The sequence below is a fragment of the Pandoraea iniqua genome (genome assembly GCF_902459685.1).
GTDB classification, from domain to species: Bacteria; Pseudomonadota; Gammaproteobacteria; order Burkholderiales; family Burkholderiaceae; genus Pandoraea; species Pandoraea iniqua.
Genome location: NZ_CABPSF010000006.1, coordinates 171,163 through 191,313, shown reverse-complemented (window position 1 = coordinate 191,313; position 20,151 = coordinate 171,163). Strand labels below are relative to the sequence as shown.

17 protein-coding genes are annotated in these 20,151 nt (G+C 63.1%); 8 read left to right on the top strand and 9 right to left on the bottom strand.

Annotated elements, in window-relative coordinates:
- Nucleotides 1-77 precede the first annotated feature (77 nt).
- The 3 genes from PIN31009_RS20300 to purN all read right to left on the bottom strand — a co-directional run bounded on the left by PIN31009_RS20300 (nucleotide 78) and on the right by purN (nucleotide 3,701).
- Complete coding sequence (locus PIN31009_RS20300; protein ID WP_150791411.1) at nucleotides 78-1,490, bottom strand: mechanosensitive ion channel family protein; 1,413 nt, start codon at nucleotides 1,488-1,490, stop codon at nucleotides 78-80.
- Between the two features lie 40 nt (nucleotides 1,491-1,530).
- Complete coding sequence (locus PIN31009_RS20295) at nucleotides 1,531-2,892, bottom strand: RsmB/NOP family class I SAM-dependent RNA methyltransferase (protein ID WP_150686117.1); 1,362 nt, start codon at nucleotides 2,890-2,892, stop codon at nucleotides 1,531-1,533.
- A gap of 158 nt (nucleotides 2,893-3,050) precedes the next feature.
- Complete coding sequence (purN, locus tag PIN31009_RS20290) at nucleotides 3,051-3,701, bottom strand: phosphoribosylglycinamide formyltransferase (protein WP_150791410.1); 651 nt, start codon at nucleotides 3,699-3,701, stop codon at nucleotides 3,051-3,053.
- 222 nt (nucleotides 3,702-3,923) lie between these two features.
- On the opposite strand from purN, the gene PIN31009_RS20285 reads away from it, so the two are divergent.
- The 7 genes from PIN31009_RS20285 to dut all read left to right on the top strand — a co-directional run bounded on the left by PIN31009_RS20285 (nucleotide 3,924) and on the right by dut (nucleotide 12,858).
- Entirely contained in the window at nucleotides 3,924-4,916 is a 993-nt protein-coding gene (locus PIN31009_RS20285; RefSeq protein ID WP_150685866.1) for a bifunctional riboflavin kinase/FAD synthetase, read from the top strand.
- A 160-nt stretch (nucleotides 4,917-5,076) separates the two neighbouring features.
- A complete protein-coding gene (gene ileS / locus PIN31009_RS20280; protein ID WP_150685865.1) occupies nucleotides 5,077-7,914 on the top strand; it encodes an isoleucine--tRNA ligase in 2,838 nt (945 codons plus the stop codon).
- On the top strand, nucleotides 7,914-8,471 hold the full coding sequence (gene lspA / locus PIN31009_RS20275; protein WP_174997302.1) for a signal peptidase II: 558 nt from the start codon (nucleotides 7,914-7,916) through the stop codon (nucleotides 8,469-8,471). The genes ileS and lspA overlap by 1 nt, the downstream gene beginning before the upstream one ends.
- Nucleotides 8,472-8,605: 134 nt before the next feature.
- Entirely contained in the window at nucleotides 8,606-9,808 is a 1,203-nt protein-coding gene (gene coaBC, locus PIN31009_RS20270) for a bifunctional phosphopantothenoylcysteine decarboxylase/phosphopantothenate--cysteine ligase CoaBC (protein WP_150791409.1), read from the top strand.
- Between the two features lie 198 nt (nucleotides 9,809-10,006).
- On the top strand, nucleotides 10,007-11,224 hold the full coding sequence (locus PIN31009_RS20265) for an MFS transporter (RefSeq protein WP_150791408.1): 1,218 nt from the start codon (nucleotides 10,007-10,009) through the stop codon (nucleotides 11,222-11,224).
- Between the two features lie 113 nt (nucleotides 11,225-11,337).
- Complete coding sequence (locus PIN31009_RS20260) at nucleotides 11,338-12,381, top strand: LLM class flavin-dependent oxidoreductase (protein ID WP_150791407.1); 1,044 nt, start codon at nucleotides 11,338-11,340, stop codon at nucleotides 12,379-12,381.
- 30 nt (nucleotides 12,382-12,411) lie between these two features.
- Nucleotides 12,412-12,858, top strand: coding sequence for a dUTP diphosphatase (gene dut, locus PIN31009_RS20255; RefSeq protein WP_039367384.1), 447 nt, complete (start codon nucleotides 12,412-12,414; stop codon nucleotides 12,856-12,858).
- A gap of 125 nt (nucleotides 12,859-12,983) precedes the next feature.
- Here dut and clpA read toward each other — a convergent pair whose 3' ends face one another.
- Both clpA and clpS read right to left on the bottom strand, forming a co-directional pair.
- Nucleotides 12,984-15,281, bottom strand: a complete 2,298-nt coding sequence (clpA, locus tag PIN31009_RS20250) for an ATP-dependent Clp protease ATP-binding subunit ClpA (protein WP_150685862.1) — start codon at nucleotides 15,279-15,281, stop codon at nucleotides 12,984-12,986.
- Complete coding sequence (gene clpS / locus PIN31009_RS20245; protein ID WP_010807118.1) at nucleotides 15,278-15,592, bottom strand: ATP-dependent Clp protease adapter ClpS; 315 nt, start codon at nucleotides 15,590-15,592, stop codon at nucleotides 15,278-15,280. Before clpS ends, clpA begins: the two co-directional genes overlap by 4 nt.
- Before the next feature lie 443 nt (nucleotides 15,593-16,035).
- On the opposite strand from clpS, the gene PIN31009_RS20240 reads away from it, so the two are divergent.
- Nucleotides 16,036-16,242, top strand: a complete 207-nt coding sequence (locus PIN31009_RS20240; protein ID WP_058375799.1) for a cold-shock protein — start codon at nucleotides 16,036-16,038, stop codon at nucleotides 16,240-16,242.
- A 539-nt stretch (nucleotides 16,243-16,781) separates the two neighbouring features.
- Here the strand turns inward: PIN31009_RS20240 and PIN31009_RS20235 are convergent.
- The 4 genes from PIN31009_RS20235 to PIN31009_RS20220 form a co-directional block, all read right to left on the bottom strand.
- Entirely contained in the window at nucleotides 16,782-17,096 is a 315-nt protein-coding gene (locus tag PIN31009_RS20235) for a non-heme iron oxygenase ferredoxin subunit (protein ID WP_150685861.1), read from the bottom strand.
- 12 nt (nucleotides 17,097-17,108) lie between these two features.
- Nucleotides 17,109-17,582 carry an aromatic-ring-hydroxylating dioxygenase subunit beta gene (locus PIN31009_RS20230; RefSeq protein ID WP_150791406.1) on the bottom strand — a complete coding sequence of 158 codons (474 nt, stop codon included), beginning with the start codon at nucleotides 17,580-17,582 and terminating at the stop codon, nucleotides 17,109-17,111.
- A gap of 14 nt (nucleotides 17,583-17,596) precedes the next feature.
- Nucleotides 17,597-18,874: an aromatic ring-hydroxylating dioxygenase subunit alpha gene (locus PIN31009_RS20225; protein ID WP_246185771.1), complete on the bottom strand. Its 1,278-nt coding sequence runs from the start codon at nucleotides 18,872-18,874 to the stop codon at nucleotides 17,597-17,599.
- Between the two features lie 97 nt (nucleotides 18,875-18,971).
- A complete protein-coding gene (locus PIN31009_RS20220) occupies nucleotides 18,972-20,027 on the bottom strand; it encodes a 2Fe-2S iron-sulfur cluster-binding protein (protein WP_150791405.1) in 1,056 nt (351 codons plus the stop codon).
- Nucleotides 20,028-20,151: the final 124 nt, after the last annotated feature.

Genomic DNA, 20,151 nt, shown 5'->3' with positions numbered 1-20,151 from the left:
GACGGACTGTTCCCCGTGTGTAACGTCCCCGCCACGCATTTTGTCGCAGGTCAAGGCGCCGCCGTAGAAAAAACCGTCTACGGGGTCGGCTTTTTGTCCTCGATGGCCTGTGTTTGCGCCAGTTCCGGCGTACCGGGGGGCACATCGACCCGGCTGACGGCGTCCGCCGGCCCGCTCGCAGGCACACCGTCGGCCCAGTCGTTCAGAATCCGTATTTCGCGCTGTGCATACGGAATTTCAATACCGTGCTCACGAAATGTGCGCCAAATCCGCAAATTTATCTGCGAACGGATCGATCCGCTGCCTAAAGCCGGGTCTTGTACCCAAAAACCCATTTCGAGGTCCATACCGTCGGCCCCAAAGTTCAGGAGCAACGCCGACGGCGGCGGGTCCGTGAGTACGCGGGGAATCCCTTCGGCAGCCTTCAGCATCAGCGACATGGCCAACTCTACGTCGGCGCTGTAGGCCACCTGCACGTTCACTTTGACGCGTCCGCGCGTCTCGGTGAACGAGTGGTTTTGCACGACGTCAGTCACCAGCTTTTCATTCGGCACCAGCGCTTCGATTCCATCGAGCCCGCGCACGACCGTATATCGCGTGTTGATCTGGGAAACGGTGCCGTGATACGGCGCCACCGTGATCAGGTCGCCCAGCCGCACCGAGCGGTCGAGCAGGATGATGAAGCCCGACACGAGATTCGACGCGATCTTCTGCAAGCCAAACCCCAGCCCCACACCGAGGGCCCCGCCGAACACACCCAGCACGGTAATGTCGATGCCCACGAACGACAGCGTGGCAAGCACGGCGATCAGCGTGAGCACGCCCTTGACCAGCCGCGACATCACCACCTTGAGGTTGCCGTCGAGCGTGGTGGTGCGCATGATCCGGTCTTCGATCAGCGAGCCTACCCACATCGCCAGCACCAGCGTCACGCCGATCCAGAGGATGCCCGAGAGCATCGAGAGCAGCGTCAGATGGCTGGAACCGACGGCAAACCGCACGCTGGCGAGCCAGTTCAGGATGTCGTCGTGCACGCCCAGCACGTAGGCCAGCATCGACAGCCATGCGAACGTGGTGAACACCCGCTCGAATACCTTCAACAGGCCGTAGGCATGGGGTGAGGAGGCAAACAGGCGGCGCGCGAAGTAGAACGCGAGATAGATCAGTGCCGTCCCGAAAAGCGGCACTTCGGCCAGTCGCAGCAGCGACACGCGCATGTACTCTTGCAGCACCACGCGCGTGAGCGCCACGCACAGCCAGCCGAACATGGGGAAGAACGAGCGGCGCAGGCTCGACGAACCGGCCCGGCGCGACGGTGCCACGGTCTCGAAATGGCGATCGAGACGGCCGATCATCCAGCGCCGCAGAACGAATGCCACGCCGAGCGCGGCCACCAGCGCCACGATCTGCCAGATGATTTGCGGGTCGCCGAAGTCGCGAACGACGTCGCGCACCAACCTCGCGAAAGCCGGACTTTCCTGCATCGCCATTTCTCTTTTTTCCCTTCTTAGCTAACGCCCGTCACCCGGCTTACTCCGCCGAGGCTTCCGGCGCTTCCGGTGCTGCAACTTCAGTAACTTCCGTGACTTCCGGTGCTGCCTTAGGTGCCTTCGGTGCCTTTTCTGCTGCACGGCGCTCGAACACGGCGGCAAAGAAGCCGTCCGTGGCGTGGCGATTCGGCAGCAGCTCCAGATACTTGCCCGTATCGAGCGCAATCTTCTGCGACGCCAGCAATTCGTTGGCCGGCACCAGCGCAAAGTCCGGATGGGCCGCGGCAAACGCCTCGGCGATCGCGCTGTTTTCTTCGTTCAGCAGACTGCACGTGGCGTAGACCAACCGGCCGCCCGGCTTCACCAGCCGCGCAGCGCTCGCCAGAATCGACGTTTGCTTTTGCGTCAGCTCGGCCACCGATTGCGGCGACTGGCGCCACTTCAGATCCGGATTACGGCGCAGCGTACCCAGCCCGCTACACGGCGCATCGACCAGCACGCGGTCGATCTTGCCCGCCAGACGCTTGATCTTGCTGTCGTTCTCGCTGTCGATCATCACAGGATAGACGTTCGACAACCCGCTGCGGGCCAGACGCGGCTTGAGTTTCGCCAGACGCTTATCCGACACGTCGAACGCATAGAGACGCCCGGTCGAGCGCATCTGCGCGCCGATGGCGAGGGTCTTGCCGCCCGCCCCCGCACAGAAGTCGACGATCATCTCGCCACGGCGCGGCGCGACCAATTGGCACAGCAACTGGCTGCCCTCGTCCTGCACTTCGATCGTGCCCGAGATGAACAGCGGGTGCTTTTGCAGGGCGGGCTTGCCGGCCAGACGGATGCCGTTCGGCGCAAACGGCGTCGGCTCGGCCGAGAACCCGTCAGCGCGCAGTTGCGCGAGCACGTCGTCGCGGTTCCCCTTGATCAGGTTCACGCGGCAATCGAGCGGTGCCGGCTGATTCAGCGCGGCGGCCAGCGGTTCGAGTTCTGCGGCGTCAAAACGCTTCGCGAGACGCTCGTACAGCCAGTCCGGCAAATTGGTGCGCACACGCGTGGAAAGGCTCGCCGGATCGATCTGACCGACGTGTTCCAGCCACGTGACTTCGTCAGGCGTGGCGACCAGTTGCACCGACGTCAGACCGCGCGTGAAGGCCAGCCCCAGCAGCGCCAGACGGCGCTCCAGCGGGCCCGAACCGCTGCCAGCGTGCTGACCGAATTCGAGCTTGCGGCGCAGGATCGCGAAAACCGTCTCCGCCAGCACACCGCGCTCGCGGTGGCCCAGCTTGGCGTTGGCGCGGAAATAAGTGCTCACCAGCATGTCGGCCGGCCCGGTGAACGTGAGCACGCTGCCGAGCAGGCGCTGCGTATGTTCGAAGAGTGCGGGCGACAGGTGGTCGCCGCGCATGCGGGCGGTCTCGGCAGGCGGGGCTTCCGGGCGGCGATCGTTGCGGGTGCGGTCGTAGCGGTCGGGGCGCACGTAGCGCTCCTTCGTCTCGGACGACTTGCCGCCTGAGCGGTTACCGGATTGATTTGCGCCATCGCGGCGCTGTGTCGGACGGGTGCTCATGCGTTCTCACCAAAAAGCCATTGCGGATCGGGCGTGCCATCGGCGGCGGGTTTGACTGTCACGCGGCCATCGGCCACGACCAGACGGTCTTCCACGAACCACCGCACAGCGCGCGGATAAATGATGTGTTCCAGCGGAAGAATACGCTCGGCCAGTGCCTCGGGCGTGTCTCCGGCGATGACCGGCACGGCCGCTTGCAGCACGAACGGGCCGTGATCGAGCTCGGCCGTCACGAAATGCACGGTCGCGCCGACGACCTTGCAGCCGGCTTCCAGCGCCCGTGCGTGGGTCTGCAAGCCCGGAAACGCGGGCAGCAGCGACGGATGGATATTCACGAGGCGTCCGGCGTACCGCTCGGTGAATTCAGGCGTCAGAATGCGCATGAAACCGGCAAGCACGACCAGATCGGGTTGGTGGCGGTCGATTTCGGCGGCGAGCTCGCCGTCGAAAACTTCGCGGGTCTTGCCGCGGCTCGGAACGACGGCGGTGGCGATGCCGTTCTCGCGGGCAAAGGCGAGGCCCTCGGCCTCGTCGCGGTTGGCGATGACAGCGGCCACGCGGGCCGGCCAGCCTTCCTCAGTACAGGCACGGACGATGGCCTCCATATTGCTGCCACGTCCGGAAATCAGGATGACAATGTTCTTCATCGCCGGATTTTATCATTGGCGCGCCGCACCAGACACGCGATCCGCGCCGCGAAGGCGCCGAAGCGTTTATAATTCAACGTTCTGCGGCGCCGCAATGTCGGATCGGCCGTCCTGTCAGGCACCCCGGGCCCGCCCCGCCGCCGCAGGCCGGGCAGTCCCGGGCAGCACCGTGTAGCTTACCCACCAACGTTCATCAACGTCCTGTACTGACGCTTCCTTATCGTGCGAGTCTTCCGGGGTCTACCCAACGCGCAAAGCAAAGCGCCCTGTGTGCTGACGATCGGCAATTTCGACGGCGTGCACCTCGGCCATCAGGCCCTGCTCGCGCGCGTGCGCGCCGCAGCGGCTGCGCGCGGCCTGCCGGTATGCGTGATGACGTTCGAGCCCCATCCCCGCGAATACTTCTCCCCTGACAAGGCGCCCGCGCGCATCTCGAACCTGCGCGACAAGTTCGAAGCACTGCGCGCGCATGGCGTCGACCGGTTGGTGGTCGAGCATTTCAACGCCCATTTCGCCGGTCAGTCGCCCGAAGATTTCGTTCGCAACATCATCGTCGACGGCCTGCACACGCGCTGGCTGCTCGTCGGCGACGATTTCCGCTTCGGCGCCAAACGCGCCGGCGATATCGAGTACCTGCGCGAAGCGGGCCGCCAGCACGACTTCGTCGTCCAGCAAATGCCGACGATCGCCCATGACGGCGTGCGCATTTCCAGCTCGGAAGTGCGCGCCGCGCTCGCCGACGGCAACTTCGAGCGCGCCCATGCGCTGCTCGGTCGCCCGTATGCGATCTCGGGCCATGTGGTGCATGGCATGAAGCTCGGGCGCAAGCTCGGCTTCCCCACGCTCAATATTCGTATCGCGCACAAACACCCGGCCCTCACGGGCATTTTCGTCGTGCAGGTGCATGGGCTGGCCGACACGCCGCTGCCCGCCGTGGCGAGCCTCGGCCTGCGCCCGACCGTCGACGATTCGGGCCGCGTGCTGCTGGAAGTGCATCTGCTGGACTTCGCGGGCGATTGCTACGGCAAACTCGTGCGCGTGGAATTTTTGCAGAAGCTGCGAGACGAAGCCAAATTCGACGGTCTGGCCGAACTCGAAGCCGCCATCGCGCAGGACACGCGCGAGGCACGTGCCTACTTCGCCCATGCGCTCGACGCCAACGGCCCGAGCGCACGACGCGACTTCGCCACCTCGGCAACCGACCGAATTAGTTGATCTTCGCCCGCGTGCACCGGCGCTTCGCGTCGCGCGCGCGGCCCGCTGCCGCCTCTGGCACACGTCGTCGCCAAGCGTTCTACCGGCCCCGCCGGCCGGCACGCGACGCACACGGCACCAGCGCCCCACACCGATTTCCAAAAATTCGTAGCGAAGCACCATGAGCGAAAAGAAAGCCCCGAGCAAGTACCCCGTCAATCTGCTGGATACGCCGTTCCCGATGCGCGGCGATCTGCCCAAGCGCGAGCCGCAATGGGTCAAGCAATGGCAGGACAAGAAGATCTACGACAAGATCCGCAAAGCCAGCAAGGGCCGGCCGAAGTTCATCCTGCATGACGGCCCGCCGTATGCCAACGGTGACATCCACCTCGGCCACGCGGTCAACAAGATCCTGAAGGACATGATCGTCAAGGCGCGCAGCCTTGCCGGTTTCGACGCCGCCTATGTGCCGGGCTGGGACTGCCACGGCATGCCGATCGAAATCCAGATCGAAAAGCAGTTCGGCAAGCACCTGCCCGTGCGCGAAGTGCAGGAAAAGGCGCGCGCCTACGCCGCCGAACAGATCGAGCGCCAGAAGCCCAACTTCAAGCGTCTGGGCGTGCTGGGCGACTGGGACAACCCGTACAAGACCATGAACTTCACGAACGAAGCCGATGAGCTTCGTGCGCTCGCGAAGATCATGGAGAACGGCTACGTCTACCGTGGCCTGAAGCCGGTGAACTGGTGCTTCGACTGCGGCTCGGCACTGGCCGAAGCGGAAGTCGAGTACAAGGACAAGACCGATCTGGCCATCGACGTCGGCTTCGCCTTCGCCGAACCGGAGAAGGTTGCCAAGGCGTTCGGTCTGGCCAAGCTGCCGACGGACACGGGCTACATCGTCATCTGGACGACCACGCCGTGGACCATCCCGTCGAATCAGGCCCTGAACGTGCACCCGGAAGTCGAGTACGCGCTGGTGTCGACCGAGCGCGGCCTGCTGATCCTCGCCACCGACCGTGTCGAAGACTGCCTGAAGACCTACGGCCTGCATGGCGAAATCATCGCGAAGACGAAGGGTGAAGCGCTCTCGCTGATCCGTTTCCGTCACCCGCTGGCAACCGCCGACGCCGGTTACGAACGCACCTCGCCGATCTATCTCGGCGATTACGTGACGACCGACACGGGGACCGGCATCGTGCACTCGGCCCCGGCCTACGGCGTGGAAGACTTTTTGTCGTGCAAGGCGCACGACATGCCCGATTCCGAAATTCGCATGCCGGTGCTCGGCGACGGCCGCTATCAGGACAGCCTGCCGCTGTTCGGCGGTCAGTCGATCTGGGACGCGAACCCGCACATCGTCGACGCGCTGCGCGAAGCCGGCAGCCTGTTCCACTCGTTCAAGTACACGCACAGCTACATGCACTGCTGGCGCCACAAGACGCCGATCATCTACCGCGCGACGAACCAATGGTTCGCCGGCATGGATGTGACGCCGGTCGAAGGCGCGCCGGGTGACGGCAAGACGCTGCGCGAGATCGCACTCGCCGGCATCGAGGCGACCGAGTTCTTCCCGGCGTGGGGCAAGCAGCGCCTGCACAACATGATTGCGCACCGCCCGGACTGGACGCTCTCGCGCCAGCGCCAATGGGGTGTGCCGATGGCCTTCTTCGTGCATAAAGAAACGGGCGCGCTGCATCCGCGCACGCCCGAGTTGCTCGAAGCCATCGCCAAGCGCGTGGAAATCGAAGGCATCGAAGCCTGGCAGACGCTCGACCCGGTGGAACTGCTGGGCGATGAAGCCAAGGATTACGTGAAGAACCGCGACACGCTCGACGTGTGGTTCGACTCGGGCACGACGCACTGGCACGTGCTGCGCGGCTCGCACGCGCATGAACTGGGCTTCCCGGCTGACCTGTATCTGGAAGGCTCGGACCAGCACCGCGGCTGGTTCCACTCGTCGCTGCTGACCGCCTCGATGCTCGACGGCCGCCCGCCGTACAAGGCCCTGCTCACGCACGGCTTCACCGTCGACGGCCAAGGCCGCAAGATGTCGAAGTCGATCGGCAACACGATCCTGCCGCAGGACGTCGCCGACAAGCTGGGCGCAGAAATCATCCGCCTGTGGGTGGCGTCGACCGATTACTCGGGCGAGCTGTCGATCTCGGACGAAATTCTCAAGCGCGTGACCGAAGGGTATCGCCGCATCCGCAACACGCTGCGCTTCCTGCTCGCGAATCTGGCCGACTACGACCACGCGAAGCATGCGATGCCGGCCGATCAATGGCTGGAGATCGACCGCTACGCCGTGGCGCTCGCGAATTCGCTGCAAACCGAAGTGCTCGGCCACTACGACCGCTATGAATTCCACCCGGTCGTGTCCAAGCTCCAGACGTTCTGCTCGGAAGACCTCGGCGGCTTCTATCTCGACATTCTGAAGGACCGCCTCTACACGAGCGCCCCGGATGCGCCGGCCCGCCGTGCCGCACAAAACGCGCTGTATCACATCACGCACGGCCTGCTCAAGCAGATGGCCCCGTTCCTGTCGTTCACGGCGGAAGAAGCGTGGCAGGTGTTCCAGCCGGGCAACGACACGATCTTCACGGAAACGTATTACCAGTATCCGGAAGTGGCCGAGAGCACCCGACTGCTTGAAAAGTGGTTCCTGCTGCGCAACGTGCGCGGCGACGTCACGAAGGCACTCGAAGAAGCCCGCGCCGCCGAGCAAATCGGTTCGTCGTTGCAGGCCGAAGTGGAAGTGCGCGTGTCGGGCCGCAAGTTCGACGTGCTGGCCAGCCTCGGCGACGATCTGCGCTTCGTGCTGATCACGTCGGCAGCCACCGTCAAGCAAGTGGCCGGCGACGCCGATGAAGGCGTGGTCGTCACACCGTCGACGCATCAGAAGTGCGAGCGTTGCTGGCACTATCGTTTCGATGTGGGTTCGGACGCAGAACATCCGACCTTGTGCGGCCGCTGCGTGTCGAATCTGTTCGGCAGCGGCGAACACCGGAGCGCGGCATAATGGCTGGCAAAGCAGGCGCTCGTTCGGGCGCAAGACGTAACAACGGTAGCAATGGCAATGGCGGCGGTGCCCGCGTCGGCTCCACACTCGGTCTGGCCCCGTGGCTCGGGATCGCGGTCATCGCGATTCTGCTCGATCAGGTCACCAAGCTCACCATTCTGAAGACGTTCCAGTACGGCGAATTCCACCCGCTGACCTCGTTCTTCAATCTGGTGCTGGTGTACAACAAGGGCGCAGCGTTCAGCTTTCTGGCCGCTGCGGGCGGGTGGCAACGCTGGTTCTTCACGTTGCTCGGCGTGGTCGCGGCGGTGGTCATCATGTGGCTGCTCAAGCGTCACAACGGCCAGAAGATGTTCTGCCTGTCGCTGTCGCTGATTCTGGGCGGCGCGCTCGGGAACGTGATCGACCGTGTGATCTATGGCCATGTGATCGACTTTCTCGACTTTCACGTCGGCGGCTGGCACTGGCCGGCGTTCAACGTGGCCGACTCGGCCATTTGCGTGGGCGCCGTGCTGCTGGTGATCGACGAGTTGCGACGCGTGCGGCGCGGCAAGTAGCCACGCCAGAGCAGTATCTGCGGCACGGTTCGCGGGGGGTAGCGTAAGACAGCATTACACCCCGTCGAACCGATGCCACCACCGTCGCGGCGCCCCGGAGGCGCCGCGCGGCACTTTGGAGGAGGCATTTTCAAATGGAACTTGCGGGCAAGACCATCGTCCTCGGACTCACCGGCGGCATCGCCTGCTACAAGTCGGCCGAACTCACGCGACTGTTCATCAAGGCAGGCGCGACCGTGCAGGTCGTCATGACCGACGCCGCCACGCAATTCATCACCCCGCTCACGATGCAGGCGCTCTCCGGGCGGCCGGTGTTCACCAGCCAGTGGGATAACCGCGTCGACAACAACATGGCGCACATCGACCTCTCGCGCGAGGCCGACGCCATTCTCATCGCCCCCGCCTCCACCGACTTTCTCGCCAAGCTCGCGCACGGCATGGCCGACGATCTGCTCTCCACGCTGTGCGTGGCACGCGATTGTCCGCTGCTGGTGGCACCCGCGATGAACCGGCAGATGTGGGGCAACCCGGCGACGCAACGCAACGCGGCAACCCTGCGCGGCGACGGCATCACGATCCTCGGACCCGACAGTGGCGATCAGGCGTGCGGCGAAGTCGGCGATGGCCGCATGCTCGAGCCGGAAGATATCTTTGAAGCCGTCGTCGGCTTCTTCCAACCCAAGCGTCTGGCAGGCCGGCGCGTGCTGATTACTGCGGGGCCGACCTTCGAGCCGATCGACCCGGTGCGCGGCCTGACCAATCTGTCGAGCGGCAAGATGGGGTTCGCCATCGCGCGCGCCGCAGCGCAAGCCGGTGCCGATGTGCATCTGGTGGCGGGACCGAGCGCGCTCGCGACGCCGTATGGCGTGACGCGCAGCAACGTGCAGACGGCGCAGCAGATGTACGACCGCGTGCTCGCTGACGCATCGCATAGCGACATCTTCATCGCCGTGGCGGCCGTGGCCGACTGGCGGGTGCGCGAGGTCGCGCATGACAAGATCAAGAAGACGGGCGACGCCGACGTGCCCACGCTCGAATTCGTGCAGAACCCGGATATTCTCGCGGCGGTGGCAAAGCTGCCCAAGCCGCCGTATTGCGTCGGGTTCGCCGCCGAATCGGGCGATCTGGAAAAACACGGGGCCGAGAAGCGCCGCCGCAAACAAGTGCCGCTGCTCGTGGGCAACTTGGGGCCGGCGACCTTCGGACAGGACGACAACGAAGTCATCCTCTTCGACGACGCCGGTCAGAAGCGCCTGCCGCGCGCCGACAAACAATCGCTGGCGCGCAGCCTGATCGTCGAAATTGCCGCGCGCCTGCCCTCGCGCGCGCCCGGCTGAGCGCCCACGCTCGCCTGAGTGCCTGAGCATGCCCCTACTGGCCTCGCGGCTGTCATCGTCGTTGTCCGGCGACGGTGACACACTGGCAACTCGCCACGGTTGCCCCGCGATGTTGGCCACGTTTCTATCGCATTTTTCGCTTTAATCGCATCACTGCCCCCCACCGACTCCGGGGGGCCGCACACGATAACAATCAAAATGACGCAACCCGCTCCAACGCCGCGGCCAGTCGTCAGTGTCTACGGGACACTGAGCATGCTGGCCGCCATCATGTTCTTCGGCTTCATGACCATCGGCATGCCGCTGCCCGTGCTGCCGGTGTATGTCCACGAGACGCTCGGCTACGGCTCGTTCGTCGTCGGCGTGACCATCGGCATCCAGTCGGTCGTGACGCTGCTGCTGCGCTCCTACGCCGGGCGCACCGTCGACACTCGTGGCCCGCGCCGCGCCGTGCTGACAGGGTTGTGCGGCTGTGCCGCCGCCGGCGTGTTGTATCTGATCGCGTCGATGATCCCGAATCCCACGCTCGCGCTGGGGGTGTTGTTCGCCGGACGCGTCGTGCTCGGTTTCGGCGAAAGTCTGCTGCTCACCGGCGGTATGTCGTGGGGCATCGGCCTGCTTGGCGCCGCACACGCCAGCAAAGCCATCTCATGGCAAGGCGTGTCGATGTACACCGCGATTGCGATGGGCGCGCCGTTCGGTGCGTATCTGCTGGAATCGGCCGGGTTCACCGTGGTGTCGCTGGTCAGCATTGTCGTGCCGGCGATCTCCTTCGCCATTGCCCTGCGCCTGCCCGCCGCCGCCCCGGTTGGCGGCACCCGTTTGCCGTTCCTGCGGGTGGTCGGCCTCGTGTGGCGACCGGGGCTGGCGATGACGCTCGGCAGCATCGGCTACGCCGTGATCGCGGCGTTCATCACGCTGTACTACGCCAGCCACGGCTGGACCGGCGCCGCCTACGCGCTCACGCTGTACAGCGGCTGCTTCATCGGTATGCGCGTTCTGTTCGCCCATGCGGTCGATCGCTTCGGCGGGCGCCGCGTCGCGATGTGCTCGCTCGTGTTCAGCGCGCTCGGTCAGTTTCTGTTGTGGGGTGCCGTCCATCCGCACATGGCGCTGATCGGCGCCGGGTTGACCGGCCTCGGCTTCTCGCTGGTGTTTCCGGCACTTGGCGTGGAAGCGCTGCGTTCGGTGCCGCCGCAAAACCGGGGCGCAGCACTCGCAGCCTATTCGGCATTTTTCGATCTGGCATTGGGCCTGATTGGGCCAATGGCTGGGCTGGTCGCGAACTATTTCGGTTACGCCTCGATCTTTTTCTGTGGCGCGCTCGGCGGTATCGTCGCCATTCTGATGATCTCGCGCTTGCCGCACGCCACGGCAGACCATGCGCCGGCGGGTCCGGCCGGCGGCGGGCACTGAGCGGCTCGGCGCATTGTCGAACCGCCGAATTATCGAATTGTCGGTGCGTGAGAGCCTGCGGGAATGCCTGAAGGCTCGCGGCCGCACCCGGTGATGCAAGGAGCATCGATTCCATGACGCAAACCCGCAATCGCATCAAACTCTCGGTGCTCGACCAGACACCGGTGATTCACGGCCACAGCGCAGCGGATGCCATCGCCGCCACGGTCGAATTGGCCCAAGCCGCCGACGACCTCGGCTACACGCGCTACTGGTGCGCGGAACACCACGGCCTGCGTGGCGTGGCCAACCCCGCCCCCGAAGTCATGATCGCGCGGCTGGCCAGCGTGACCAAGCGGCTGCGCGTCGGGTCCGGCGGCGTGATGCTGCCGTATTACAGCCCGTTCAAGCTGGCCGAGCAGTTTCTGATGCTCGAAGCGTTGTTTCCGAATCGGATCGACCTCGGCGTCGGACGCGCGCCCGGTGGCGACATGCGCACCGCACGCGCCGTCGCCAAGGGGCCGTACGACGCCGGCGAGCACTTTCCGCAGCAAGTGGAGGAACTGGCCCGACTCTTCGACGGCACCCTGCCCGACGATCACCCGTATCGCGGCGTGCTGCTGCAACCGGCTGTCGAAACGCGGCCGGAGCTTTGGGTATTGGGATCGAGTGAATTCGGTGGATTGCTCGCCGCGCAACTCGGGTTGCGCTACTGCTTCGCACACTTCATCAACGCGCACTATGGTCATCGAGTGACCGAGGCGTATCGCGAGCGCTTTACGCCGGGACAGCTCGGCAAGCCTTACTGCTCGGTGGCGCTGTTCGTAATCTGTGCGGATACCGATGCCGAGGCGGAAGCCCTCGAAGCAGGCGTCGACCTGCGACGCGTGCAGATGGCTTACGGCATGAACGAGCCGATTCCGAGCCTTGAGCAAGGCGCGGAAGCCAAGCCGCAATATCGTGACCGCGAGTTGTCAGTGATCGCGCGCGAGAAGCCGCGTAGTATCATCGGCACCCCGGAACGCGTGACCGCTCGCGTGCTCGAATTGCAGGAGCAGTTCGATGCCGACGAGATCATCGTGCTGACGGTGGCCGGCAGTTACCGCGCCCGTCTGCGCTCGCATGAATTGCTTGCGCAAGCGTTCTCGCTGTCGGCGTCCGACGGCGCCTCCGACTGATTTTTTACTGAATTACGCCAAGCCTACGCCATGAAACTCGACGTCAAGATCCTCGACGAACGCCTGCGCTCGCAGCTCCCCGCCTACGCCACGCCGGGTAGCGCCGGGCTCGATCTGCGTGCGTGCCTCGACGCGCCGCTCACCATCGCCCCGGGTCAGACCGTGCTCGTGCCGACGGGTCTGGCGATCCATCTGGCCGACTCGGGCTATGCCGCGCTGATTCTGCCGCGCTCGGGCCTCGGCCATAAGCACGGCATCGTGCTCGGCAATCTGGTCGGGCTGATCGACTCGGATTATCAGGGCCAGTTGATGGTCTCGACGTGGAACCGCGGCAACGAGCCGTTCGTACTGAACCCGTTCGAGCGTCTGGCACAACTGGTGATCGTGCCGGTCGTGCAGGCCGAGTTCAACCTCGTGGACGAATTCCCCGAGAGCGATCGCGGTGCCGGTGGCTTCGGCAGCACGGGCAAGCATTGAATTTGTCACGTTGCGCCGCGTGGTTTGCGGCTGACGCGTCCATGAAAAAACGCCGCATATAGCGGCGTTTTTTCTTTCCAGCAGGTTCGTCAGCGCATCGCCTGCCGGCTTACAGACTTAAAGACTTACTCGACTTCGGCGGCTTCCGGCTCCGAGCGGGCGTTGCCGTCCTCGGGAAACGACAGTTGCACCTGATCGTGCTCGTCGAGATCGACGGTCACACGGCCACCCGTCGTCAGACGCCCGAACAGCAATTCGTCGGCCAGTGCACGACGAATCGTGTCCTGAATCAGACGCTGCATCGGTCGTGCACCCATCAGCGGATCGAAGCCCTTCTTCGAGAGATACGTGCGCAGCTTGTCGGTGAAGACAACTTCGACCTTCTTCTCGTGCAACTGATCTTCCAGCTGGATGAGGAACTTGTCGACCACGCGCAGGATGATCTGCTCGTCGAGCGGCTTGAAGCTGATGATCGAGTCCAGACGGTTACGGAACTCCGGCGTGAACATCCGCTTGATGTCGGCCATTTCATCACCGGCCTGACGCTCGTTCGTGAAGCCGATGCTGGCACGATTGATCGTCTCGGCACCCGCGTTCGTCGTCATGATGATGATGACGTTGCGGAAGTCGGCCTTGCGTCCGTTGTTGTCCGTCAGCGTGCCGTGGTCCATCACCTGAAGCAGCACGTTGAAGATGTCCGGATGCGCCTTTTCGATTTCGTCGAGCAGCAGCACGCAATGCGGCTTCTTCGTAATCGCTTCAGTGAGCAAACCGCCCTGATCGAAGCCCACATAGCCCGGCGGCGCGCCGATCAAACGGCTGACCGCGTGGCGCTCCATGTACTCCGACATGTCGAAGCGAATCAGTTCGATACCGAGCGTGAAGGCCAGTTGCTTGGCGACTTCGGTCTTGCCGACCCCGGTCGGGCCCGAGAACAGGAACGCACCGATCGGCTTGTCCGTCTTGCCCAGCCCTGCGCGCGACATCTTGATGGCAGCCGACAGCGCGTCGATGGCCGGGTCTTGCCCGAACACCACGCTCTTCAGGTCGCGATCCAGCGTCTGGAGCTTGCCGCGATCGTCTGCGGACACGCTTTGCGGCGGGATGCGCGCAATCTTCGAGACGATCTCTTCGATCTCGCCCTTGCCGATGGTTTTCTTCTGCTTCGACTTCGGCAGGATGCGCTGTGCGGCACCCGCTTCGTCGATCACATCGATCGCCTTGTCCGGCAGATGACGGTCGGTGATGAACTTGGCCGACAACTCGGCGGCGGCCGACAGGGCACTCGACGAATACTTCACGCCGTGGTGCTCTTCGAAGCGCGACTTGAGGCCGCGCAGGATCTGCACGGTTTGCTCGACGGTCGGCTCGTTCACATCGATCTTCTGGAACCGGCGTGAGAGCGCTGCATCCTTTTCGAAAATGCCGCGATATTCGGTGAATGTCGTCGCGCCTATGCACTTCAACTGTCCCGACGACAGCGCCGGCTTGAGCAGGTTCGAGGCATCGAGCGTGCCGCCCGATGCAGCACCCGCGCCAATCAGCGTGTGAATTTCGTCGATGAACAGGATCGCGCCCGGGCGCTCTTTGAGTTCCTTGAGCACGGCCTTCAGGCGCTGCTCGAAGTCGCCGCGATACTTCGTACCGGCGAGCAAGGCACCCATGTCCAGCGAGAACACCGTAGCGTCTTGCAGAATCTCGGGCACTTCGCCGCGCGTGACGCGCCAGGCGAGGCCTTCGGCAATCGCCGTCTTGCCCACACCGGCTTCACCCACGAGCAACGGATTGTTCTTGCGGCGGCGGCACAGCACCTGCACGACGCGCTCGACTTCCGACTCGCGGCCGATCAGCGGATCGATCTTGCCGTCGCGGGCGAGCTGGTTCAGGTTTTGTGTGTACTGCGCCAGCGGGCTTTCTTTGGCGCTCGCGCCCTCTTCACCCTCGGTGCTGCCTTCACCGGCCTTGGCCGACTCGCCCGCGGCACCGGTCTTGGTGATGCCGTGCGAGATGAAGTTGACGACATCCAGACGCGTCACGCCCTGCTGTTGCAGGTAGTAGACGGCATGGGAGTCCTTTTCACCGAAGATGGCCACCAGCACATTGGCACCGGTCACTTCCTTCTTACCGTTGGAAGTGGACTGTACGTGCATGATGGCGCGTTGAATCACGCGCTGAAAACCGAGCGTGGGCTGGGTGTCGACCTCGTCGCTGCCCGGCACCGTGGGCGTATTGTCCGCGATGAAGTTGCGCAGGTTCTGGCGCAAATCGTCTAGATTTGCGGCGCAGGCGCGCAGCACCTCGGCAGCGGTCGGGTTATCCAAGAGGGCGAGCAACAGGTGCTCGACCGTGATGAATTCATGTCGGGCCTGGCGCGCTTCCATAAACGCCATGTGCAGGCTGACTTCCAATTCCTGGGCAATCATGCTTCCTCCATCACGCACTGCAGCGGGTGCCCGGACTGCCTTGCATGGCTAACAACTTGCTCAACTTTGGTCGCCGCGACATCGCGCGTGAAGACCCCACAAACTCCCCTGCCCTCTCGGTGGACCTTGAGCATGATCTGCGTTGCAGATTCCCGGTCCTTATTGAAATATTCCTGAATGACCATCACCACGAACTCCATCGGGGTGAAATCGTCGTTCAACAGTACCACCTTGTACATCGAAGGCGGCTTGAGCTGTTGCTCTTGCCGCTCCTGTACGGTGTCATCATGCGTTGTCGGTAAGGTTGCCATACGTGGATTCTAAACAACTCCGGGGCGCAGGAAGCAATCGAAGCTCCTATTGCCGCCTGCCGCCGGTGTCCACCGGAATGCCAACACTCGCCAAATCGCCGCGTGCGTTGTCCAGCAAGGCGCCGCAGCCCCGACCACCGGGGGTGCCACACCCATATGAGTCAGCTTAACCCAAATTTCAAGGGCGTGTCGCGGCACTGCTTATGCCCTCCTAGATATAAGGGTAAAACCTGATCGAACTCATCTTCTATCGGCGAAAAAGGGCTTGACACTATTGGCAGTTAGCGAAAACAATCAACTTGGCGCTTTTCCTCTATAAGCGTTTTAAAAGAAAAGATGCCTGGGTGAGCCTAAGAAGCCGCCGCGACTAGTCGGCGGGTTTTTCAGATGTGCTCGTTGTTGCGGTGATATGTAGTAGTCGTAATTGTTTAGGGGAAGTTTGTATGGCAACCGGTACGGTCAAATGGTTTAACGATGCCAAGGGTTTTGGTTTCATCACGCCGGATGAAGGTGGCGAAGATCTGTTCGCTCACTTCTCGGCGATCCAGATGAACGGCTTCAAGACCCTGAAGGAAGGTCAGAAGGTGGTCTTCGAGGTGGTGCAAGGCCCCAAGGGCAAGCAGGCTTCGAACATTCAGGCACCGTCCTGATACGCTGAGCTTCAATGCATCGGAAACCCGGCTTCGGCCGGGTTTTTTATTGCGCCGCACAAAAGACTGCACCAACTTGAATCTTTTGGATCCGTTTTTGAATACAAAACGAAACGCAACTTTCCACTCAGCATCATGCGCACGACACAATTTATCTGCGTTTAATCGCTTATAAAACCCGTCGCATAGCAATATTCCACTCAGTTATTAAAATAACGCGCGTCGATACCGGGTTGCGGAAATCAATTACGCAATTAGCTGAAAAGGCTAAGTATTCCTACGCAGGCCACTGTCTGACAGCGACTGCGATATGCCACAGATAAGCGCCGGAAATGAATAGCTTTTTTAACGATTGCGAGTGGAGAAACAAGCCAAAACGCGAGGATGCTGCCGCCGCAAAAAATGATTCATATGTATCACTCAACAAAACAATGAATCATGTGAGCCAGCCCGCTACGTGTCGTGCAAACACGACGGGCCGCCTCGTCGGCAGCCCGTTTGGATGTTTTTCCCTAGACCGGCCGAGACCGGTCCTTTCCTCAGCCCAGATCGACGTACACCGTGCCGGCCTCGATTCGGATGGGATAAGTCTTCACCCCCTCGGTGAGCGGCGCGCACATGGCCGCGCCGGTACGCACGTCGAACTTGCCCTGATGCAGCGGGCACTCGATCTCGTGCCCCTCCAGAAACCCGTCGCACAGGCGCGCGTTCCCGTGGGTGCACACGTTATCGGTTGCGAATACCTCGCCGTCTACCCCATACAGGGCAATGTCACGCCCGCCGACCACCAGGCCGATGACGTCGTCCTCGGGAATGGCGTCGCGTGAGGCCGCCTCGATCCAGTTACCGCTCATGATGTCCTCGCTTCAGATCGGGTAGATCAGCGAGTTGGGGATCATCTCGCTGTCGAAAATGCACAACCGGGACGCGAATTTCCACCCGTCGCCGGTACGTTTGACGATGTCCAGATAGCGGCCGACCGACAGAATGTCGGTGAGCTGATCCGGCTTGGTCCGAAAGACCGCGTAGTTCGATTCCACGTGCAGCGTGGTCTCGTCGAGCACCTTGATGCTCGGCAGTCCGATCACGTGCCGTTGGTAGTACGGATCATGAAAGAGCGTGTCGCGGATGCCGTAGATGCGGTCTTGCAGCATCCCCCGGCTTTCGAACGAGAGCGTCGCAAGGGGCAGCCCCATCTCGTGGTTCTCGCGCGGCTGCACGCGGTAAATACAGTCGTCGAGGAAGAACCCCGGCCACGCATCCCATTGCTGCGCATCGAGCGCCGCCGCATAGGCCGCATTGAGCTCGACAACGGCTTGAAACGTCACAAAGTCGACCATCGTCTCGTGTCTCCTCAAACGCCCATCACGCGGCGCCAGTACGCGTACATGCCGCGAATCAGCGTCTCGGTCACCATGTGGTCGGTGTTCTCCACCCCCGTGCCGCCCAGTTCCGCCAGCACACGGTGCCACGGCTTCTGTTCGAACCCTTCCTGCGAACATTCGATCGCCTCGCCATCGTCGGCCGACACGAACCCCGCCGGGCCGAACAGGTTGGCCTGTCGCAAGCGGCGCTGCGTCATCTCGTCGGTGTCGTCTTCGAAGCCAAAGTGCGTCCACACGAAGTCGAACGAATCGTGGCCGCGCGGCTGAATGTGACGCGTGGAAACCGAGTTGACCTGCTGCTGAAGAATGACGCTGGGAAAGAGCGTCATGAGTACCGCCGTCGGGCCCTTCCACCAGTCTTCCTGCACGATGTCGAGAAAGCGCGTGTCGTTGAGCGACATCGCCTCCTTGAAGCTCGACACCCCTGACGTCACCTCTCCGCCACCGCCCTGACCGCGCGTGGAAATCATCGCGGCGTGACGGCCGTGGGCGTCCATGACCAGACGCGACTTGTTGTCTGCGCGCCAGAGCCCGAACGTGACGAACCACGTGTGCAGCAGCCCCGGGTGATACGGGTCTTTGATGTTCTCCTGCATCAGCTTCCAGTTACCCGGAATGCGTTGCTTGTTGTAGCCGAGCAGCTTGAGCTTGCGCCCATCGAACAGGCGGTCGAAGTACGCACCGATCTCGGGGCCGAGAAAGTCGTCGAGCGACTCGATCTCGTGATCGAACGACGCGAAGATCACACCGCCGCGCGTCGCGACCTTGAGCTTCGTCAGGCCGTGGTCTTCCGGCTTGAAGTCTTTCGGCATGCCGCCGTTGACCTTGCCGTCCTGCTTCACGCCGCGACGGAACGGCACGCCCTGAAGATTGCCCTTGAGGTCGTAGTTCCACTGGTGATAAGGGCAGTGAAAATCGGTCCGGTTGCCTCGCTTCTCTCGGCAGAATTTCATGCCGCGATGTGCGCAAACGTTCTCAACCACATTGATCTCGCCGCTCGCATCGCGCGTGACAATCACCGAGCGCTCGCCGATGACTGTGCGCTTGAAGTCGCCGGGGTTCGGCACTTCCGCTTCCAGACCTACGTAGTTCCAGTGGCCGCGATAGAAGCACTGTTCGAGCTCGCGCCGATACAGATCGGTATCGGTATAAACGCGAAACGGAATACGGCTCGTGCCCTCGGCGGGCCAAATGTCGGACGGGCGTGCCGACGCCGGATCGTGTCCGGTCTGCGGTGTTGTACTCACGGTTGTCTCCTTTGAGGAATTCATGAGGCGAGTGACGCCGGACGGCAAAGACGCAGCGCACACATCGTCACGATGCGTCACGATGCGTCGCGCGAAATCAGGCCGCCCTGGCATAAAAGGCGTCGGCGTAGATATGACTGGCGTCGATCCCGCGCCCGCGCAGCAACGTGGTCGCAGCGTCGACCATCGGCGGCGCACCGCACAGATATGCTCGCCAACCCGTCAAGGCCCCGGCGCCGACAAAGTCCGCAGCGATGGCATCCGTCACGTGACCGAGTCGCGAGGGCGCACTACCGCCTTCAGTCGCAACAGCCGGTTCAGCAACCGGCGACGCGCCACTCGTCGTCACAACGTGCAAGCGCAAGCTGCCGTCGTGGCGGGCGGCCAGTTCGCGCAGCCATGCGAGGCCGTACACATCGGATGGCGAGCGAGCGCCCACGTAAATTTCGATGGGATTGGTCATGCCGCGGGCAACCGCCCCGCGCACGATCGAAAGCACCGGCGCGAGTCCAGTGCCTCCCGCGACACACAGCATCGGACCGTCATGACGCGTGCGCAGATACGACGTACCGAGCGGCCCCGACACACGCACGGCGTCGCCGACCTTCAGTTGCTCCGCGACATAGCCGGTGACCGCACCGCCCGGCACGCGGCGGATGTGAAATTCGAGCGTCCCGTCGGCGTCGATTCCCGCCATCGAGTACGGCCGGATGTGTTCGGGTGTGAATTGCAGGGTCGCGTATTGCCCCGGCGAAAAACTCAGGGGCTTGGCCGGCTTGAGCACCAGACGCTGGATGTCATGGGTGAGCGGCTCAATGGCGAGCACGGTCGCCTTGAGAATCTTTGCGGGATGCACGACGACTTCGTCGACTTCCGGCAACTCGATCTCGCAGTCGCCGTGCACGGTTGCCTGACAAGCCAGCACGTAGCGGGCATCGGTCGACGCGTCGCCGTCAGTGCCGGCGTTGTGCCGGTACTCGTAGCCCCCGGTCTCCTGCACATTGCCGGACACGACTTTGCAGCGGCACGTGCCGCAGCGCCCCGAGAGGCAGCTATACGAAATGGGGATCTGACGATCGGTGAGGGCTTTGAGCAGGTTGTCGCCGGGGGCGGCGGCAAAGCGCTCGCCGAGCGGTTGCACGCTGACTTCCATGGGGGTTTGTCTCCGTTCTGCCGATGCCCGCCGGGCACCGTTTTGTCGCGTTGTCACGCCGTTTGAACGAAGGATCGCGCACAGGGCGATATAAACCAATAGAATCTCGCTTATATCCTCCATA

Bases quoted from the DNA above. Each gene is read 5' to 3' on its own strand.
- PIN31009_RS20300 (WP_150791411.1), bottom strand. From the start codon at position 1,490: ATGGCGATGCAGGAAAGTCCGGCTTTCGCGAGGTTGGTGCGCGACGTC.
- PIN31009_RS20295 (WP_150686117.1), bottom strand. From the start codon at position 2,892: ATGCGCGGCGACCACCTGTCGCCCGCACTCTTCGAACATACGCAGCGC.
- purN (WP_150791410.1), bottom strand. From the start codon at position 3,701: ATGAAGAACATTGTCATCCTGATTTCCGGACGTGGCAGCAATATGGAG.
- ileS (WP_150685865.1), top strand. From the start codon at position 5,077: ATGAGCGAAAAGAAAGCCCCGAGCAAGTACCCCGTCAATCTGCTGGAT.
- lspA (WP_174997302.1), top strand. From the start codon at position 7,914: ATGGCTGGCAAAGCAGGCGCTCGTTCGGGCGCAAGACGTAACAACGGT.
- coaBC (WP_150791409.1), top strand. From the start codon at position 8,606: ATGGAACTTGCGGGCAAGACCATCGTCCTCGGACTCACCGGCGGCATC.
- PIN31009_RS20265 (WP_150791408.1), top strand. From the start codon at position 10,007: ATGACGCAACCCGCTCCAACGCCGCGGCCAGTCGTCAGTGTCTACGGG.
- PIN31009_RS20260 (WP_150791407.1), top strand. From the start codon at position 11,338: ATGACGCAAACCCGCAATCGCATCAAACTCTCGGTGCTCGACCAGACA.
- dut (WP_039367384.1), top strand. From the start codon at position 12,412: ATGAAACTCGACGTCAAGATCCTCGACGAACGCCTGCGCTCGCAGCTC.
- clpA (WP_150685862.1), bottom strand. From the start codon at position 15,281: ATGATTGCCCAGGAATTGGAAGTCAGCCTGCACATGGCGTTTATGGAA.
- clpS (WP_010807118.1), bottom strand. From the start codon at position 15,592: ATGGCAACCTTACCGACAACGCATGATGACACCGTACAGGAGCGGCAA.
- PIN31009_RS20240 (WP_058375799.1), top strand. From the start codon at position 16,036: ATGGCAACCGGTACGGTCAAATGGTTTAACGATGCCAAGGGTTTTGGT.
- PIN31009_RS20235 (WP_150685861.1), bottom strand. From the start codon at position 17,096: ATGAGCGGTAACTGGATCGAGGCGGCCTCACGCGACGCCATTCCCGAG.
- PIN31009_RS20230 (WP_150791406.1), bottom strand. From the start codon at position 17,582: ATGGTCGACTTTGTGACGTTTCAAGCCGTTGTCGAGCTCAATGCGGCC.
- PIN31009_RS20220 (WP_150791405.1), bottom strand. From the start codon at position 20,027: ATGGAAGTCAGCGTGCAACCGCTCGGCGAGCGCTTTGCCGCCGCCCCC.